A 16,983-nucleotide genomic window follows, 5' to 3' on the forward strand; every position below is an offset into this window, starting at 1 on the left:
CCGTCGCGGCCGGGCTGCGAGTCAGTCCAGGCGATGGAACGTGGTGGTTTCCAGCCTGGGCATCGCAGTGCCGGCCCAGACGATGGTTTCGGTCATCGTCCGGCCGTCCTTGGCCACGGCATAGACGCGGGTGGAAACCGGAGTACCGTTCTTGCCCAGGGTCATCACCAGGGTGTTGGGCGCGGGCTGGCGCAGCGATACGCTGTCGATGAAAGCCATGTTGCCGCTGATCGGCACGGGCACGCCATCGAGCGCGGCGGTCGATTCCGCGTGCTGGGTGCTGCCATCGGGCGTCACGATGTCCACCACGGTGGTCCAGGTCTTGTCGGCCGCAGGGCGGAACGCCATGGTCACCTGGCGGGGCCGCTCCTGCTCGGGGATGCGCGCCACGTCGAGCGACCAGCGCCCGGCCAGCGGCAATGGACGGGGCGTGGCGGCGGCCATGGCCCGCTCGCGGTGCAGGGGGGATGAAGGGGCAGGGCCGGCGCGATCCACGGTGGCCGCCAACAGGCTGGCAGCGGCAACGGACAGGGCGAGAAGCATGGCAAGCATTCCTTTCGACGAAGCGCGCCCCGTCGATGGGGCGGCTGCCTCGTCGTGCGCAGGATTGCCCGGTGCCGAAAGATCAGGAAACCTGTCCCGATTTTCCTGTGGGGCGCCGGCAACCACGGCATCCTTGTGCGCACCCACCAGCCGCGCCAGCTCGCGGCTGCTGCCCACCCCGGTCTTGCGCCGCGCCTCGCGCAGCCGCTCGTTGATCGAGGCCTCGCTGCGGTCCAGCAGCGCCGCGATGGACTTGATCGTGTGCCCCGCCGTCAGCAGGCGCAGGATCTCCAGCTCCTTGTCGCTGAGCGTCGCCAGCGCGGCAGGTGGGCGTTCCGGGGCCGACATGCCGTCTGGATCACCACAAGGCGCGCCGGGCGTCCATCCCAAATTTCTTGGGTCCGCATTTGCCTGGCAGGATGCAATGGCGCTGGCATGGAAGGGGGGGAATGGTGCCGGCTACAGGATTCGAACCCGTGGCCCCCTGATTACAAATCAGGTGCTCTACCAACTGAGCTAAGCCGGCGCTGGGCCATGCGCATAGCCTCAAGTGGCCCCGAACGTCCAGCCCTCGGTGCGGGCAATTTCCGGGGTCAGCCCGGCCGGGTGCCACAGCGCGGGATCGTGGGCGACCTGGCGCAGCCACGCGGCGGTGACCAGGGCGTCGCTCTGGTGGTCGTCGATCGGGCCGGCTTGGCGCGCGGGCGTACTGCGCAGCGCTTCGAGCGCCAGATCGAGCGCGGTGCCGTCGCGGATTTTCGAGCGGCTGGCGGGGCGGCCGGCGGCCATGGCGGCGATGGTGGTATAGATTTCGCAGACCACGCTGCCGCGTTCGGGCAGGGGATCGATCGGCCAGACGGCAAGGTTTCCCTCCAGCCGATGCAGCAGGCGCATGCCCGAGAGACTCGACTTGCCCACCTGCGCTGCGCCGACGAGGTTGAAATTGCTGGTGGGCTTGCAGCCCATCGCTTCCTGCGCGTGCTCGGTCACGCGCAGGCGGCCGCGCCCGGCGGGAAACAGATCGCCGCAGCGGCCGCCGTGGCGGCGGAAATGGCGGGAAGGCTCGGCGGCATCGACGAAGGCGTTGACGCCCAGGTGGGGTTCATCGGCGCAGAGGCGATCGACCATGGACCACAGCGCGCGGGCGTCGGGCGGGCTTTCCGGCCAGCCGGGAAAGAACGCGCCGTAATCGGCAAAGGGCAACGACTGGCCCAGGTCCATGCCCACCAGGCTGTCGGGCGGCAGGTGATGCAGCAGCCAGTGGAGTACTTCGCCGCGCGACCAGCGGTGGCCGGGGCGCACCAGCACGGGGGCTTCCTGGCCGCGCGCGCACTGCGCCAGCGCGATGCCCTTGTGCCGCTCGCCGGCCGCGCCCGACCAGTCGATCGCCACGAAATGGGCAAAGCGGTTCATTCTTCCGTTTGGCCCACCTCGGCCCGGCGCTCGCGCCGCTTGCGCTCCCACCAATCCAGTCGCTTGGCGATCTCGCGCTCGAACCCGCGCTCCACCGGGCGGTAGAAATCCTGGGCGCGCATTTCTTCGGGCCAATAGTCCGCGCCGGAAAAGCCATCCTGCGCATCGTGGTCATAGGCATAGCCCTTGCCATAGCCGATGTCCTTCATCAGCTTGGTCGGCGCGTTGAGAATGTGGGCAGGCGGGCTGAGCGAGCCGGTCTCGCGCGCGGATTTCCACGCCGCCTTCATCGCGGCATAGGCGGCGTTGGATTTGGGCGCCGTGGCGCAATAGAGGCAGGCCTGCACGATCGCCAGTTCGCCTTCGGGCGAGCCGAGGAATTCATAGGCATCCTTGGCGGCCAGGCACTGCACAAGCGCCTGGGGATCGGCCAGACCGATATCCTCGCTGGCAAAGCGCACCAGGCGGCGCAGCACGTAAAGCGGTTCCTCGCCAGCCACCAGCATCCGCGCCATCCAATAGAGCGCGGCCTGCGGATCGGACCCGCGCAGAGATTTGTGCAGGGCGGAAATGAGGTTGTAATGCCCGTCGCGGTCCTTGTCATAGACCGCCACGCGCCGCATCAGGAACTTGCCCAGGCCTTCGGGATCGAGCGGCGCAGGCAGATCGACATCGAGCAGCGTTTCCACCTGGTTGAGCAGGAAGCGCCCATCGCCATCGGCCGATGCGATCAGCGCCTCGCGCGCAGGCGGGGTGAGCGGCAGGGCCAGGCCGGTCTCTTCCTCTGCCCGGCGCAGCAATTCGCCCAGCGCTGCGGCATCGAGACGGTGAAGGATCAATACTTGCGCGCGGCTGAGCAGCGCGGCGTTGAGCGCGAAGCTGGGGTTTTCGGTGGTGGCACCGACCAGCGTGATCGTGCCGTTTTCCACCACGGGCAGGAAGCCATCCTGCTGGGCGCGGTTGAAGCGATGGATCTCGTCCACGAACAACAGCGTGCGCCGGCCGGTGAGCGCCATCGCCTCTGCCTCGGCAAACAGTTTCTTGAGATCGGCGACGCCGGAAAAGATCGCGCTGATCGCGATGAAGCGCATGCCTACCGCATCGGCCAGCAGCCGCGCGATCGAGGTCTTGCCCGTGCCGGGCGGCCCCCACAGGATCATCGAGGACAGCTTGCCCGCCGCCACCATGCGGCCGATCGCGCCATCCGGGCCGGTAAGGTGGCCCTGGCCGATCACCTGGTCGAGCGCGGCAGGGCGCAGCCGATCGGCCAGTGGGCCATGTTCCAGCGGCTGCGGGCGCGGGGTTTCCTGCGGAGTGGGGGCAAACAGATCGGCCATCTTTCACCGAGATAGGGGGCCGCGCAGAAAATTTCTCGAAAAATTTTGTGAGGGGGCTTGCAGAGATGCAGTTAAGATATATCTTAGCTGCATCGTGATGAAAGGAATATCGATGCGATTTGATAGCAACCGCCCCGAATGGGGCATGTTCGGCGGCTGGCGCGGTGAAGGCCGTGGCGGGCGCCATGGCGGCCGCTGCGGCGGCGGCAATTTTGGCGAACGCCTTGCCAGCAAGTTTGCCGGCCGGTTCGATGATGAAGGCGGTCCCTTTGCGGGCGGGCCTTTCGGCGGCGGACCCTTTGGCGGCGGTCCGTTCGGCGGTGGCCGGGGCGGGCGCGGCGGTGGCCGCGGTGGCCGGGGCCGGATGTTCGCCACGGGTGAACTGCGGCTCCTGGTCCTCAGCCTCGTGGCCGAGCAGGACCGCCATGGCTATGAACTGATCAAGGCCGTGGAAGACCTGACCGGCGGGCAATATGCGCCCAGCCCGGGCGTGGTCTATCCCACCCTGGCCCTGCTGGTGGACGAAGGCCTGATCGCCGAAGCGGCCGGCGAAGGCACCCGCAAGGCGTTCACCGCCACGCCTGCCGGACGCCAGGAACTGGCCGGCAAGGCTGCGGAACTCAAGGTGATCGTCGATCGCCTGACCAGCCTGGCCCAGGCCGGTGCGCGCGAAGCGAGCCCGCCGGTGCGACGTGCCTTTGCCAACCTTGCCCTGGCCCTGCGCCAGCGCGTGGCGGCCGGCGAATTCGACAACGAAACCGCCCTTGCCGTGGCCGACATCCTGGACGAAGCCGCGCGCAAGATCGAGCGGCTTTGATCGAGGCAGCCCCCAAGGGCGCCGGGCGGAATGCCATTCCGTCCCGGCGCCGGGGACAACCGAGACGATTAGCAATTGCCACGAAGTTTGCGTCACTCTAAGTCCGCGATCACTTGAAATGACGTGATCCTGCTCGTGACGCATGTGACCGACGATCCCATGGCCCGGTTGCACGCAGCCGTTGTGGTGAGACACTCTTCCCCGGACGATTGCGGCGCCGGCGATGCGCGCGCAGCCTGGCTGCAATCATCGTGGCTGTGGCTTGTCGCCATGGTGCTGGCGGCCGTGCCCCTGGTGCTGCCGCCGGTGGCTCCGCTCACCGATCTGGGCGGGCACCTGGGTCACTATGCCGTGCAGCTCGATCATGGGCGGTCGGCCGATCTGGCGCTCTGGTACAGTTTCCGCTGGAATCTCGTTCCCAATCTCGGGGTCGATCTGCTGATGGAGGCGCTGGCGCCGGTCCTGGGACTGGAGCCTGCCCTGCGTCTGGTGGCTGCGGCCATTCCGATGTTGCAGGTGCTGGGCATCCTGTGCCTGGCCCGCGCGGTGCAGGGGCGGATCACGCCGCTGGCGCTGTTCGCCCTGCCTTTGGCCTATTGCTATCCGCTGCACTTCGGCTTCCTCAACTTCGTGCTGGGGCAGGCGCTCGCCACCCTGGCGCTGGCGTTGTGGATCGCGATGGGACGGCGCGGGTGGATCGCCGCGCGCTGGGCGCTGTTCGTGCCGCTCTCGTGCCTTTTGTGGGCCTGCCACCTGGTGGCCTGGGCCATGCTGTGCGTGTTTGCCGGCATGGACGAACTGGCGCGGCGGTGGCGTCCGGGCCAGTGGCGGGATTGGCGCGTCCTGTTGCGCGCGGGCCTGGCGGCGAGCTGCCTGGTGGCCCCGCAAATCCTGCGCCTGCTGGTGCCCCTGCCGCCGAGCGGCCATGGCGCCACCGAGGACTTCTTCAACCCGGCGATGAAGCTCACCTACCTGCTGATGCCGCTGCGCGATCGCTGGCTGGTGTGGGACGTGGTGGGCGCCGCGGTCCTGCTCGCGCTGGTGGGATGGAGCATCCGCCGCCGTGCGAGCGGCATCCTCACGGGGCCTTCGCGCGGCCTGTGGTGGGCGATCGCGCTGCTTTGCGTGGTCTACCTGCTGCTGCCGGCCACGCTGATCGGGGCGAGCCTGGTGGACATGCGGCTGGTGCCTTTGGTGCTGATCGTAGCGCTGGTGGTGGCGAGGCCGCGCTATGCCGATAGTGGTGCGCTATCCTGGGCTGGGTTGGCACGATGGGGCGCGGCCTTTGCCATGGCGCGCATGTTGGGCAACGCGCTCAGCCTGTGGCTGGCGGGCCATGAACTGGCCGCCGATCTCGTCGCGCTCGACAGCGTGCCCCGGGGCAGCCGTGTCGCCTCGCTGGTGGTGGAGCCCTGCGTGGTTTCGATCCTGCCGTGGCAGCGCGAGCGGCGCACGCATCTGGGCGGCTATGCAATTGCCCGGCGGCATGCCTTTTCAAACGAACAGTGGATGGTGCCGGGCGGCCATCTGCTCAAGGTCAACGCGCCGCTGGCCGGCGCGTTTGCCACCGACGATTCCGAATTTGCCAAGCTCGATAGCTGCGACAAGCCCAACACGATCAGCCGGCGCCTGGCCGCGCTGCCGCACGATGCGTTCGATTACATCTGGATTCTCGATACCGACCGCGTGCGTGCCGTGGCTGGTGCGGTGCCCGTGCGCCGCACCCGTGCCAGCGTGCTCTATCGCATCATCACGCCGCCGCGCGCCATTTATAAGTTCTCTACCTAACGGCGCGCGCGTTTCTGCCGCAGCAGGCGGACGTAGGTATCGGCCACCGCCTGGTTGATCTTGTCCCAACTGAATTCCTGGGCGCGGCGTTCGCCGGCGGCGCCATGCTCGGCGCGCAATTGCGGGTTTTCCACATAGGCGCGCAGCGCTTCGGCAAACTGGTGCACCGCGCCCGGCGTGATCAGGCGGCCCGAAACATGATCGTCCACCAGGCTCTGGCTGCCGGTGGCGGCCGACGCGACCACGGGCAGGCCGCAGGCCATGGCCTCCAGCGTGACATTGCCGAACGTCTCGGTGACGGAGGGAAAGAACAGCACATCCATGCTGGCCACGCCCTGGCCCAGGTCTGCGCCCGACAGGAAACCGGCAAAGACCGCTTCGGGCAGGCGGGTTTCCAACCACTCGCGCGCCGGGCCTTCGCCGATCACCAGTACGCGGAATTTGGTGCCGCGGCGCTTCAATTCGTCGATGGCGTCGGAAAAGACGTCGAGCCCCTTTTCCATCACCAAGCGGCTGAAGATGCCCACGACCACGTCATCGTCGGCCAGCCCCAGGGAGCGGCGCCATGCCATGTTGCGCCGTTCCGGCGTGAATATCTCGCGGTCCACTCCGCGCGACCAGATGCCGATGTCATAGTTCATGCGCTGTTCGCGCAGCACCTGGGCCATCGATTCCGATGGTGCCACCAGCGCGTCGCAGCGGCGGTAGAACCGGCGCAAGATCGCCTCGATCACCGGCTCCAGCCAGGCGAGGTTGTAATAGCGGAAATAGGTTTCGAAGCGGGTGTGGACCGAAGCCAGCACCGGCAGGCCCCGCCGGCGCGCCCAGGTAACGGCGCGATGCGCGGCGCCATCGGGCGAGGATACGTGCACGACGTGGGGATCAAAGCGGGCGAGATCGCGCCGTACCCGCGGCGAAAGCGCGATCGGCACATGGTATTCCGCGCGGCCCGGAACGGTAAGCGCGGGAATGCCGATCAGCGTTCCGGTCGGCTCGAACGCCGGCTTTTCCACCTTGGGCGAATAGACGCGCACATCCGCACCCTGGCGCAGGAGATAGCCCACCAGCCGGTTGAGCGCCTGGTTGGCGCCATCGCGCACATAGTTGTAGTTGCCACTGAACAAGGCGATGCGCAGGCCATCGAGGCGGCCGGTCGCAGCCATCGCCTTATAGTCAGGCCCCGTATCATCGGGTTGGGTCTGGTTCACGATTGGGGAACTCGTCATGGCGCGCGCCATAGCGGGCGAGGGCCAGGAAGGCGAGAGGGGCAGCGCAAATGCCCCACGAAGAAACCGGGTGCGCAAAAATGCGCAAGCCCGCCGGACAGGGTCCGACGGGCTTGCATGGTTCAGGCGGGCGAGGCTGGATTACCAGCCGCGATGCCAGCGATTGTAGCCATAGCCATAATAGCTGGGGCCGCTGCGATAGACTTCGCGATAGACATAGGTGCGCGGCGGGGGCGGCGGCGAGGCGTAATAGCCGCCACCGTAATAGGCCGGGCCTTCATAGTAATAGGTCGGCGGGGGCGGCGGGGGCGCATAGCGCTCTTCCACCACATAGCCGCGATGCGGGTGATCGGACGCGATCGCGGCGCCCACGGCCAGGCCGAGAATACCCGCGCCGATCGCCACGGCAGCACCATCGCCGCCACCACGGCGCCAGCCATGCGCCTCTGCCGGGGCGGCAGTGGCCATCACGGTGGCGCCCAGTGCGCCGGCCAGCAGAACCTTGCTCAAAAGCTTCATGGCTCGTCTCCAACCCGCCGGCTTGTCCACAAGAGCCTCATGCTCCCGACGGGGTTTGTTGCAGCAACCTTATGCAACACGCGCTGAACCGGCGATGAAACCTTTGTTCAGGGAGCAATCGCCACAAAAAAAGAGCGCCCCGTTGCCGGAGCGCCCCTTTTCGAGCCTGGCTCTGCCACCCTTGCGGGGGCGGTGCGATCAGGCGTTTTCCTTCTTGCGGCTGGCCTTCTTGCGCTCGTTGGGATCGAGGATCGCCTTGCGCAGGCGCACGGTCTGCGGAGTCACTTCGACCATTTCATCGTCATCGATATAGGCGATGGCCTGTTCCAGCGTCATGATGCGCGGCGGAGTCAGGCGGATCGCATCGTCCTTGCCGGTCGACCGGAAGTTGGTCAGCTGCTTGGACTTCATCGGGTTGACTTCAAGATCATCGGGCTTGGCGTTTTCGCCGATGATCATGCCTTCATAGACCTTGTCCTGCGGGCGCACGAACAGCACGCCGCGGTCTTCCAGGCTGTTGAGAGCATAGGCCACGGCTTCGCCGGTGGCGTTGGAGATCAGCACGCCGTTCTGGCGGCCTTCGATCGCGCCCTTGTGCGGACCATACTTTTCGAACAGGCGGTTCATGATCCCGGTGCCGCGCGTGTCGGACAGGAATTCCCCGTGGTAGCCGATCAGCCCGCGCGAGGGGCCGAGAAGGTGATGCGGGTCTTGCCCGCGCCCGAGGGGCGCATGTCGGTCAGCTCGGCCTTGCGGCGCTGCATCTTTTCCACGACCGTGCCCGAGAATTCGTCGTCCACGTCGATCAGCACGGTTTCATAAGGTTCGTTGCGGCCGCCCTTTTCATCGGTGCCGAACAGCACGCGCGGACGGCTGATGCCGAGCTCGAAGCCTTCGCGGCGCATCGTTTCGATGAGCACGCCCAGCTGCAGTTCGCCACGGCCGGCCACTTCGAAGCTGTCCTTGTCGGCGCTTTCGGTGACGCGGATGGCGACGTTGGTTTCCGCTTCGCGCAGCAGGCGGTCGCGGATCATGCGGCTCGTCACCTTGTCGCCTTCGCGGCCGGCAAACGGGCTGTCGTTCACCGAAAAACGCATGGCGAGCGTGGGCGGATCGATCGGCTGTGCGGCGATCGGGGTGCTGACCGAAGGATCGGCCACGGTGTTGGCCACGGTCGCCTTTTCCAGGCCCGCCAGCGCGATGATGTCACCCGCGCGGGCTTCTTCCACCGGCACGCGTTCCAGGCCACGGAACGAAAGGATCTTGGAAGCGCGGCCCACTTCGAGCACCTTGCCATCGCGGTCGAGCGCGTGGATCGGCTGGTTGAGCTTGATCGTGCCCGACTGCACGCGGCCGGTCAGCACGCGGCCCATGAAGTTGTCGCGATCGAGCAGGGTGGCCAGGAACGTGAACGGCCCATCGACATCGAGCGAGGGGGCGGGCACGTGGCTGACGATCTTTTCGAACAGCGGCAGCAGGTTGCCCTCGCGCACGGTTTCGTCGTTGCCGGCATAGCCATTGCGGCCCGAAGCGTAGAGCACCGGGAATTCAAGCTGTTCGTCGTTGGCGTCGAGGCTCACGAACAAGTCGAACACTTCGTCCAGCACTTCCTGCGGGCGGCCATCGGGGCGGTCGATCTTGTTGACCACCACGATCGGCTTGAGGCCGAGCGCCAGCGCCTTGCCGGTGACGAACTTGGTCTGCGGCATCGCGCCTTCCGAGCTGTCGACCAGCAGGATCACGCCGTCGACCATCGAGAGGATGCGTTCCACTTCGCCGCCGAAGTCGGCGTGGCCGGGGTGTCGACGATGTTGATTCGCGTGGTTTCGTCAGTGGCCGGGTTGGTCCATTCCACCGAGGTGCACTTGGCCAGAATGGTGATCCCGCGTTCCTTTTCCAGGTCGTTGGAATCCATGGCGCGCTCTTCCACGCGCTGGTTGTCGCGGAAGGTGCCGGACTGGCGGAAAAGCTGGTCCACCAGCGTGGTCTTGCCATGGTCGACGTGGGCGATAATCGCGATATTGCGCAGAGGCAGGGACATGAAGGGCTTTCTTCGGAAACCGGATATGGAGCTTGCAGCAGCCGGTTCCGGGAAAATCCCGTCTTCTCGGTTTGGGCCGCACTTGGGCGCGCGCTTACTCGTTATTGTGCGTTGCCACAAGAGTGGGTGGCAAAAGAGCCTGTCCCACCGATGTGGCGCCCACGCCACAGTGCGCCAAAAAGTCCGGCTGCGGCAGGCGATTGATCCGTGGTGAAGCGGATTGCGGTTTATGGCCGAATGTATCCGCGCTAGCTAGGGCACGCGGCGAGGCATGCAGACACGGGGGTGTGGCATGCCGGGCCAAGACGGGGCGCGCTTACAAGCAAGACATGGCATTGGCAGGCGAACAGAGCGGATCGGCATGGGCGCGGCGCGTGGCGCCGGGCCGCGTGGTGGCCGGCGCCTTGCTGGCGCCGTGTGCACTGCTGGCCGGGCCGTTCGCCAGGGCCGCTGCGCTGGCCGACAGCGACCTTGCGCAAGCGGTTGGCGCGGACGATTCGATCGTGGTGACCGCCACCAAGCGTGCCGAAAGCCTGCAGGATGTCTCCGTGGCGGTGAGCGTCGCGAACGCCGACACCATCGCCCGCGCCCAGATCCGCGATCTCAAAGACCTGACCAGCCTGGTCCCCTCGCTCTCGATGCAGCAGCTGCAAAGCCCGGCCAACGTAAACATCTATATCCGCGGCTTTGGCAATGGCGCCAACAACAGCGGGATCGAACCTTCGGTCGGCGTGTTCGTCGATGGCGTCTATCGCTCGCGCACGGCGGCGCAGATTGCCGACCTGCCCGATGTGGAGCGGGTGGAAGTGCTGCGCGGCCCGCAGTCCACGCTGTTCGGCAAGAATGCTTCGGCCGGGGTGATCTCGATCGTCACGCGGCTGCCGCAGTTCAAGCCGGGTGCCGATTTCGAGGCGGGCTACGGCAATTATGATGCGCTCGTGCTCAAGGGGCTGGTTACCGGCCCGGTGACCGATACCCTGGCGGTGAGCGTGGCTGCCGGCCGCAACCGGCGCGACGGATACATCGTCGATCCCGATACCGGCCGTCGCAGCAACGGGCGCAATCGCTGGTTCGCGCGCGGCCAGGCGCTGTGGCAGCCAGGCGAAGACTTTTCGCTGCGCGTGATCGGCGATTACGGCCTGATCAACGAGGTGTGCTGCGCGCCGGTCAACGTGCAGTCTTCCGCGGCGACGCAGGCCGTGCTGGCCGTGGGCGGCAAGGTCAATGCCCCCGATGCGATCTATGCCGACCAGGCCTGGTGGAATTTCGATTCCTCCAACCGCATCGCCAACTATGGCTTTTCGGGCCAGATGGATTTCAAGGCCGATGCCTTCAAGATCACCGCGATCTCTGCCTGGCGCCGGCTGACCTCGTCAACCAACCAGGATTCCGATTTCACCAGCGGGCAGATGCTGGGGCGCAATGCGCAAGACCTGAAGATTTCGACGTTCACCGAAGAAGTGCGCGTGGCCAGCGATTTTGCCGGGCCGTTCAACGCCATTGCCGGCGCCTATTACTTCAACGAGACGCTGGACCAGCGCAACGCCATCGCCTTTGGCCAGGACATGCGCGCCTATGCCAATCTGCTGGTGCAGGGCGCGACGGGCGGCGCGTTGAGCATTCCGGCGCTGGAGCAGGTGCTCGGTGGGCTGGAAGGCGATCCCACGCGCTATACCGGGCGGTTCTTTGCCGCCGGGCAGGGTTCCAACGAGCGCTACCGCCTGCGCAACGAAGCGTTCTCCGCGTTTTTCCAGGGTGACCTCAAAGTGGGCGGGGGCATCACGCTGACCGGCGGCGCGGCGTTTACCAGCGATGCCAAGCGTTACGAAATCGCCGGGCAGACATCGGACGCCTTTGCCGGGGTGGACCTCGACGGGCGGCCCTATGCGCCGTTCCGCCAGCAATTGCTGACCGCTGCAGGTTTTCGCGCGGCAGGCGTCAATCCGCAGGACCAGGCCGCGATTGCCGCCTATGCTCAGGCCAATCCGCAGGGTTATGCCAATGTGCTGGGCCAGGCTGCCGCCAATGCCAACAATCCGGCGGCCAATCCGCTTGCACCCTTGCGCAGCCTGCAGCTGTTCCCAGCCGGCCTCAACTTGCCCAATGCGGTGGAGCCGGGCCGCACCCACGATTCGCGCCTGACCTGGACCGGCCGCGCGGCCCTTGCGCTCAACAAGCACGTGCGCGCCTATGTCAGCCTGGCCACCGGCTTCAAGGCGAGTTCGATCAACCTGTCGCGCGACAGCCGGCCCTTTGCAGCCGACCAGGCCGCGATCGAGGCGGCGGGCCTGGCGCAAGTGAACCAGACATATGCCACGCGCTTTGCCGGGCCGGAACGCACCACGGTCTATGAACTGGGGATCAAGGCGGATTGGGGGCTGGCCACCGCCAATGTGGCTGTGTTCCAGCAGACGATCAGCGGGTTCCAATCCAACGTGTTCACCGGCACTGGTTTTGAACTGGTCAACGCCGGCAAGGAACGCGTGCGCGGGGTGGAAGTGGAAGCGGCGCTGCGCCCGGCCGCTGGCTTGTCGCTTTCGGCCAGCGCCACCTGGCTCGATCCGCTCTACCAGGATTTTGCCGCTTCGGCGGTGGGTGACCTGTCGGGCCGGCGGCCAGCGGGCATTCCGGCGCTTTCCCTATCCCTGGCCGGGCAATACGAGCGCCGCCTGTCAGGCGGAGCGCGGTTGTTCGTGCGGGGCGATTTCCACCATGAAAGCCCGGTGGTGATGGAAGAAGGGCTACCCGGCTTCCTGGACCAGGGCACTGCCGCGGCGATTGCCGCTTCGGCGCAGTACAAGCGGCGGATCGACGAACTCAACGCCAGCCTGGGCCTGGCCCTGGCCAATCGCACCGAACTGGCGGTGTGGGGCCGCAACCTGACCGACAACCGCACTTTGACCAAGATTTTCGATTCGGTGGCCCAACCCCACGGGATTTCGGGTTACACCAACCAGCCGCGCACCTATGGTGCATCGGTGCGTTATCGCTTCTAACCCGGACGCGAAGCGCAAGACTTGGAAGGGGGCTGCCTCGCGGCCCCCTTTTTCTTGTCTTTTCGATATTTTTCTGGCTGTTTTGCCCAATGCAGAGCGCTGGGGGTGAGCGCGGGACGGGGGGATGCCGATGCACTGGATGATTGTGCCGTACAAGCGGATGCTGGATTTTCGCGGGCGCTCTGGGCGCCCGGAATACTGGATGTTTCAGTTTTTCCTGATGTTGCAGATCGCCGTGATGGTGGCGCTGATCGTTGCCTTCGCGCCGTCCGATGGCGGCTCTTTGCCGTGGACATCTCCGGTCACCATGCTGTTGACGGTTCTGGGCACCGCAGCGGCAGTGGGTTGGCTGTGGGCGGGCCTTGCCCTCTCGGTGCGCCGGTATCATGATCAGGACCGGTCCGGCTGGTTCGTTCTCTTGGGCGCCATCCCTTATGTGGGCGGGTTGATTGCCTTTGTTTTCATGTGCATGCCTGGAACGGTCGGACCAAACCGCTTTGGCCCCGATCCGCGGAACCCCTACATGACAGACGTGTTTGACTGAACGTTACCGGGAGAAAAGCCGATGTACTGGATGCTGCTGCCCTATCGCCGCTATTTCGAGTTTTCCGGTCGTTCGCGGCGCAAGGAATACTGGATGTTCACCCTGTTCGGGTTCCTGGTGAACGTGGCTATCGCGATCGTGTTCGGGCGCACCACCTACACCGCCATGGGCTGGTATGTGGGGGCGAACACGCAGCTCAATGGCCTGGGTGATGCGCTGTCAGGGCTGTTCGCGCTGGTGAACCTGATCCCGGGCCTGGCCGTGTGGATCCGTCGCCTGCACGACATTGATCGTTCCGGCTGGTGGGCATTGTTGATTTTCCTGCCGATCCTGGGCTGGTTCGCGCTGTTCGTGTTCGCCTGCCTCGACGGCACGCGCGGATCCAACCGCTTTGGCCCCGATCCCAAGAATCCCTACGAAGTCGACGTTTTCCAGTAATTACAATTCTCTGAGCGCCTGGGCGGGCCGCGTGCGCAACACCGCCAGCGATCCGCCCAGCGCCATGAGCAGCACCAGCAGCAAGGCCCCGCCGAGCACGGCCAGGATCGTGCCCCAGCCGGGCAGCCAGGCAAATTCGAACAGTTGTGTCACCACGGCCCAGGCGCCCGCGGTGCCCAGTGCCAGTGCCACGCCGGCCAGCAGCACTGCCAGCAGCGCCTGTTCGGCCAGAACCAGCATCAGCAATTGGCCCGATCCCGCGCCCAGCACACGCAGGACCACGGCATCATATTGGCGCTGCGCCCGCGCGGCGGCGATCGCACCAGCCAGCACGGCCATGCCCGCCAGGATCGCCACGCTGGCGGCGGCAAAGATCGCCACGGCCATCTGTCCCAGCAGGCTGCGCGCTTGCGAGAGCACCGGCCCCACTTCGATCACGGAACTGGACGGCAAGGCGCGCACCAGGCCCGAAAGGATGGCGCGCGACACCGCCGGCTTGCCCTGGTCCTTGCCTAGTTCGATCGTGGCAGCCAGGTTATAAGGAGCGTCGGCCAAGGCATTGGGGCTGAACACCAGCACGTAGTTGAAGCCATAGCTGTCCCAATCGATGCGCCGGAACGAAGCCACGCGTGCGCTGCGTTCCACCCCCAGCAGGGAGACGGTGATGCGGTCGCCCAGCTTGAGATGAATGGCCTGGGCCAGCTTTTCGTCCACCGAAACCAGCGGTTCGCCGGTATAGCCCCGGGGCCACCATTGCCCTGCGGTCAGCACGTTGCTTTCGGGCAGGGCATCGGCAAAGGTCAGCCCGCGATCGCCGCGCAGCGCCCATGCATCATCGGGAATGCGGGCAAGATCGGCCACGCGGATCATGTGGTCGGCCGGGCCGAACGCGACGATGGCGCCGCGCATCGCCGGCACGGTGCGGATGCGCGCGGCCGGCGCCGCGCCGTGCACGACGCGCTCGAACGCGGGCAAGCCCGATGGCGGCACGTCGAGCACGAAATAGTCGGGCGCGCGCTGGGGCACACGGGCGGCGATATTCGCGTCGAGGCTGGTCTGCACCCCGGCCAGGAGCACGAAGGCGGCCAGGCCAAAGCCCAAGGCCGTCACCAGCGCGCCGGTCTGCGCGCCGGGGCGGTGGAGGTTGGCGAGCGCCATGCGGGCGATGGGGTGGCGTGGGCGCGGCAGGCGGGCCGCCAGACGCACGATGCCCCAGCCCAAGGCCGCCAGCAGGGCAAGCACGCCGCCCGCCGCGCCGAGGAACCCGGCGGCGAGCCAGGGTTGTTCGGCGCCGACGATGGCGATCGCGGCAATCGCCCCGAGCCCTGCGCCCATGGCCAGCGCGCGGGTGCGCCAGCCTTCGCGCGGCGGCACGAGCCCTGCGCGCATCAGCGCCATGGCCGGCACGGCGCGGGCCCGCAGCAAAGGTGGCGCGGCGAATGTGGCAGCGATCAACAAGCCTTGCCCCGCCGCCATGGCCAGCGCGCGCGGCGACAGCACCACGCCTGCCGGGATTGGCAGCAGGCTCTTGAGCGCCAGGGCGATCAACGGCGTGGCCGCCAGGCCCAAGGCCAGGCCCACGGCAATCGCCAGCGCGGTGGCCAGCCCCAGTTGCAGCAGATAGATCCGCGCGACATCGGCGCCCGTGGCACCCAGGATCTTGAGCGTGGCGATCGCCCCGCGCCGCGCTTCCAGATAGGAGGCGACGCCATTGCCGATGCCGATGCCGGCGATGAGCAACGCGGCCAGCGCCACCAGTGCCAGGAACTGGCCCATGCGCGACACGAAGCGATCGAGACCGGGCGAGGCCTTGTCGCGCGTGCGCAGTTCCAGGCCAGCGCTGGGAAATTGGCGGGTGAGCGCGTCGGCCACGGTCTGTGGCACCGCCGTTTCGGGCAGGCGCAGGCGGTATTTCCACCGCACCATTGCGCCCGGCTGCACCAGGGCCGTGGCATCGAGCCCGGCGCGGCTGATGATCACCGTGGGGCCCAGGGCAAAGCCTTCGCCCAGCCGATCGGGTTCGTCGCCGATTACCCCGCCGATGCGGAACGTGGCCTGGCCGATGCGCAGGCGATCCCCGGTGTTGACGCCCAGGCGCTCGGCCACGCCGGGCGCAATCCAGGCGGTATTGGCGGGCGGCGCCCCGGCCGTGTGCCCATCGGCCAGGGTGAAAGCGCCATAAAGCGGCCAGGCGGCGTCCACCGCCTTCAGTTCGATCGGCACGGCGGTGTCATCGGCGCCCGGTACCGTCGCCATGGCCCGCATGCGCGCGCCGACGGACAGCGCGCCGGCACGGGCAAAAGCGGCCCGTTCTGCGGCAAAGGCCTGACGCCCGGCCACTTCCACTTCCACATCGGCGCCCAGCATCGCCTGGCCTCGTCGGTCGAGTTCGCCGCGCACCGCATCGGTCAGCGTGCCGATCGCGGCCAATGCCGCCACGCCCAGCACCAGGCAGATCACCAGGATGCGCAGGCCCCGGAATTTCCAGTCCAGCCCGCGCCGGGCCAGGGCCCATGCACCCTTCCAGCCAAGGCGCGTGGCAGTGCCGGCGTTCATCGCGTTTCGTCGGCCACGATGCGGCCATCTGCCAGGCGCAGGATGCGGCCGCAACGCTGGGCGAGTGCCTCGTCGTGGGTGACCATCAAGAGCGTGGCCCCGGCTTGGGCGGCGCGGGCAAACAGCAGGTCGGCCACGGCGGTGCCGGTCGCGGTGTCGAGATTGCCGGTGGGTTCGTCGGCAAACAACAGCGCCGGGCGCGGCGCCAGCGCGCGGGCAATCGCCACGCGCTGCTGCTCTCCGCCGGAAAGCTGGCCGGGATAGTGATCGAGCCGGTGGGCCAGGCCCACGGCGGCAAGTTCCGCCTCGGCCCGCGGCAGGGCATCGGTCATCCCTGCCAGTTCCATCGGTGTCGCCACGTTTTCGCGCGCGGTCATCGTGGGCAGCAAGTGAAAGGCCTGGAGCACGATGCCGATGCGTCCGCGCCGGGCGGTGGCCAGGCCGTCTTCATCCAGCGCCGAAAAATCCGCCCCGGCGACGAACAACACGCCGCTGCTCGCACGCTCAAGCCCGGCCAGGACGGCCAGCAGCGAGGATTTGCCCGAACCCGATGGCCCCAGCAATGCGACGGTTTCCCCGGCCATCACGTCCAGGTCCAGACCTTTGAGAATATCGACGCGGGCGGCATCGCGGCCCAGGCAAAGCGTGAGGGCGCGGGCGGAAATGAGCGGGGCAGGGCTTGTCACCGCGCGGGAGTGGCATAGAGGGCATGCACCTTGCAACCGGCCATTCCACCAACGACATGGGGCCGACATGCACTTTGGG

General features: G+C 67.0%; 12 protein-coding genes, 1 tRNA gene and 1 pseudogene. 5 read left to right on the forward strand and 9 right to left on the reverse strand.

Annotated elements, in window-relative coordinates:
- Nucleotides 1-21: 21 nt before the first annotated feature.
- The 4 genes from R9J51_RS09350 to R9J51_RS09365 all read right to left on the reverse strand — a co-directional run bounded on the left by R9J51_RS09350 (nt 22) and on the right by R9J51_RS09365 (nt 3,293).
- A complete protein-coding gene (locus R9J51_RS09350) occupies nt 22-891 on the reverse strand; it encodes a helix-turn-helix domain-containing protein (protein WP_179504294.1) in 870 nt (289 codons plus the stop codon).
- 102 nt (nt 892-993) lie between these two features.
- Nucleotides 994-1,069 (reverse strand) — tRNA-Thr (locus R9J51_RS09355).
- A 20-nt stretch (nt 1,070-1,089) separates the two neighbouring features.
- Nucleotides 1,090-1,956, reverse strand: a complete 867-nt coding sequence (locus R9J51_RS09360; RefSeq protein WP_179504295.1) for a hypothetical protein — start codon at nt 1,954-1,956, stop codon at nt 1,090-1,092.
- A complete protein-coding gene (locus tag R9J51_RS09365) occupies nt 1,953-3,293 on the reverse strand; it encodes a replication-associated recombination protein A (protein ID WP_168554286.1) in 1,341 nt (446 codons plus the stop codon). The genes R9J51_RS09360 and R9J51_RS09365 overlap by 4 nt, the downstream gene beginning before the upstream one ends.
- A 112-nt stretch (nt 3,294-3,405) precedes the next feature.
- Between R9J51_RS09365 and R9J51_RS09370 the strand changes: the two genes are divergently transcribed.
- Together R9J51_RS09370 and R9J51_RS09375 are read left to right on the forward strand one after the other, a co-directional pair.
- Nucleotides 3,406-4,110: a PadR family transcriptional regulator gene (locus R9J51_RS09370; protein WP_432787957.1), complete on the forward strand. Its 705-nt coding sequence runs from the start codon at nt 3,406-3,408 to the stop codon at nt 4,108-4,110.
- Between the two features lie 186 nt (nt 4,111-4,296).
- Nucleotides 4,297-5,898: a hypothetical protein gene (locus R9J51_RS09375; protein ID WP_432787958.1), complete on the forward strand. Its 1,602-nt coding sequence runs from the start codon at nt 4,297-4,299 to the stop codon at nt 5,896-5,898.
- Here the strand turns inward: R9J51_RS09375 and R9J51_RS09380 are convergent.
- The 3 genes and pseudogenes from R9J51_RS09380 to typA form a co-directional block, all read right to left on the reverse strand.
- On the reverse strand, nt 5,895-7,061 hold the full coding sequence (locus tag R9J51_RS09380; RefSeq protein WP_210425527.1) for a glycosyltransferase family 4 protein: 1,167 nt from the start codon (nt 7,059-7,061) through the stop codon (nt 5,895-5,897). The two genes, R9J51_RS09375 and R9J51_RS09380, sit on opposite strands and share 4 nt — an antisense overlap.
- A 204-nt stretch (nt 7,062-7,265) precedes the next feature.
- Nucleotides 7,266-7,643, reverse strand: a complete 378-nt coding sequence (locus R9J51_RS09385) for a hypothetical protein (RefSeq protein WP_179504297.1) — start codon at nt 7,641-7,643, stop codon at nt 7,266-7,268.
- 198 nt (nt 7,644-7,841) lie between these two features.
- Nucleotides 7,842-9,684, reverse strand: a pseudogene (gene typA / locus R9J51_RS09390) (translational GTPase TypA).
- A gap of 329 nt (nt 9,685-10,013) precedes the next feature.
- Here typA and R9J51_RS09395 point away from each other — a divergent pair.
- From R9J51_RS09395 to R9J51_RS09405, 3 genes are all read left to right on the forward strand, one after another.
- On the forward strand, nt 10,014-12,680 hold the full coding sequence (locus R9J51_RS09395) for a TonB-dependent receptor domain-containing protein (protein WP_179504299.1): 2,667 nt from the start codon (nt 10,014-10,016) through the stop codon (nt 12,678-12,680).
- Between the two features lie 130 nt (nt 12,681-12,810).
- Entirely contained in the window at nt 12,811-13,224 is a 414-nt protein-coding gene (locus R9J51_RS09400) for a DUF805 domain-containing protein (protein WP_168554292.1), read from the forward strand.
- A gap of 21 nt (nt 13,225-13,245) precedes the next feature.
- Nucleotides 13,246-13,662, forward strand: a complete 417-nt coding sequence (locus tag R9J51_RS09405) for a DUF805 domain-containing protein (protein WP_168554293.1) — start codon at nt 13,246-13,248, stop codon at nt 13,660-13,662.
- Here the strand turns inward: R9J51_RS09405 and R9J51_RS09410 are convergent, their stop codons facing one another.
- Together R9J51_RS09410 and R9J51_RS09415 are read right to left on the reverse strand one after the other, a co-directional pair.
- Complete coding sequence (locus R9J51_RS09410) at nt 13,663-16,218, reverse strand: FtsX-like permease family protein (protein ID WP_179504300.1); 2,556 nt, start codon at nt 16,216-16,218, stop codon at nt 13,663-13,665.
- Nucleotides 16,215-16,904, reverse strand: coding sequence for an ABC transporter ATP-binding protein (locus R9J51_RS09415; RefSeq protein ID WP_432787959.1), 690 nt, complete (start codon nt 16,902-16,904; stop codon nt 16,215-16,217). The genes R9J51_RS09410 and R9J51_RS09415 overlap by 4 nt, the downstream gene beginning before the upstream one ends.
- Nucleotides 16,905-16,983: the final 79 nt, after the last annotated feature.

The sequence above is a fragment of the Novosphingobium rhizosphaerae genome (genome assembly GCF_050920675.1).
GTDB classification, from domain to species: Bacteria; Pseudomonadota; Alphaproteobacteria; order Sphingomonadales; family Sphingomonadaceae; genus Novosphingobium; species Novosphingobium rhizosphaerae.

What these genes read in the sequence shown, in the direction of transcription:
- R9J51_RS09380 (WP_210425527.1), bottom strand. Translation starts at nt 7,061, where the DNA reads ATGGCTGCGACCGGCCGCCTCGATGGCCTGCGCATCGCCTTGTTCAGT.
- R9J51_RS09350 (WP_179504294.1), bottom strand. Translation starts at nt 891, where the DNA reads ATGTCGGCCCCGGAACGCCCACCTGCCGCGCTGGCGACGCTCAGCGAC.
- R9J51_RS09385 (WP_179504297.1), bottom strand. Translation starts at nt 7,643, where the DNA reads ATGAAGCTTTTGAGCAAGGTTCTGCTGGCCGGCGCACTGGGCGCCACC.
- R9J51_RS09410 (WP_179504300.1), bottom strand. Translation starts at nt 16,218, where the DNA reads ATGAACGCCGGCACTGCCACGCGCCTTGGCTGGAAGGGTGCATGGGCC.
- R9J51_RS09405 (WP_168554293.1), top strand. Translation starts at nt 13,246, where the DNA reads ATGTACTGGATGCTGCTGCCCTATCGCCGCTATTTCGAGTTTTCCGGT.
- R9J51_RS09400 (WP_168554292.1), top strand. Translation starts at nt 12,811, where the DNA reads ATGCACTGGATGATTGTGCCGTACAAGCGGATGCTGGATTTTCGCGGG.
- R9J51_RS09365 (WP_168554286.1), bottom strand. Translation starts at nt 3,293, where the DNA reads ATGGCCGATCTGTTTGCCCCCACTCCGCAGGAAACCCCGCGCCCGCAG.
- R9J51_RS09360 (WP_179504295.1), bottom strand. Translation starts at nt 1,956, where the DNA reads ATGAACCGCTTTGCCCATTTCGTGGCGATCGACTGGTCGGGCGCGGCC.
- R9J51_RS09370 (WP_432787957.1), top strand. Translation starts at nt 3,406, where the DNA reads ATGCGATTTGATAGCAACCGCCCCGAATGGGGCATGTTCGGCGGCTGG.
- R9J51_RS09395 (WP_179504299.1), top strand. Translation starts at nt 10,014, where the DNA reads ATGGCATTGGCAGGCGAACAGAGCGGATCGGCATGGGCGCGGCGCGTG.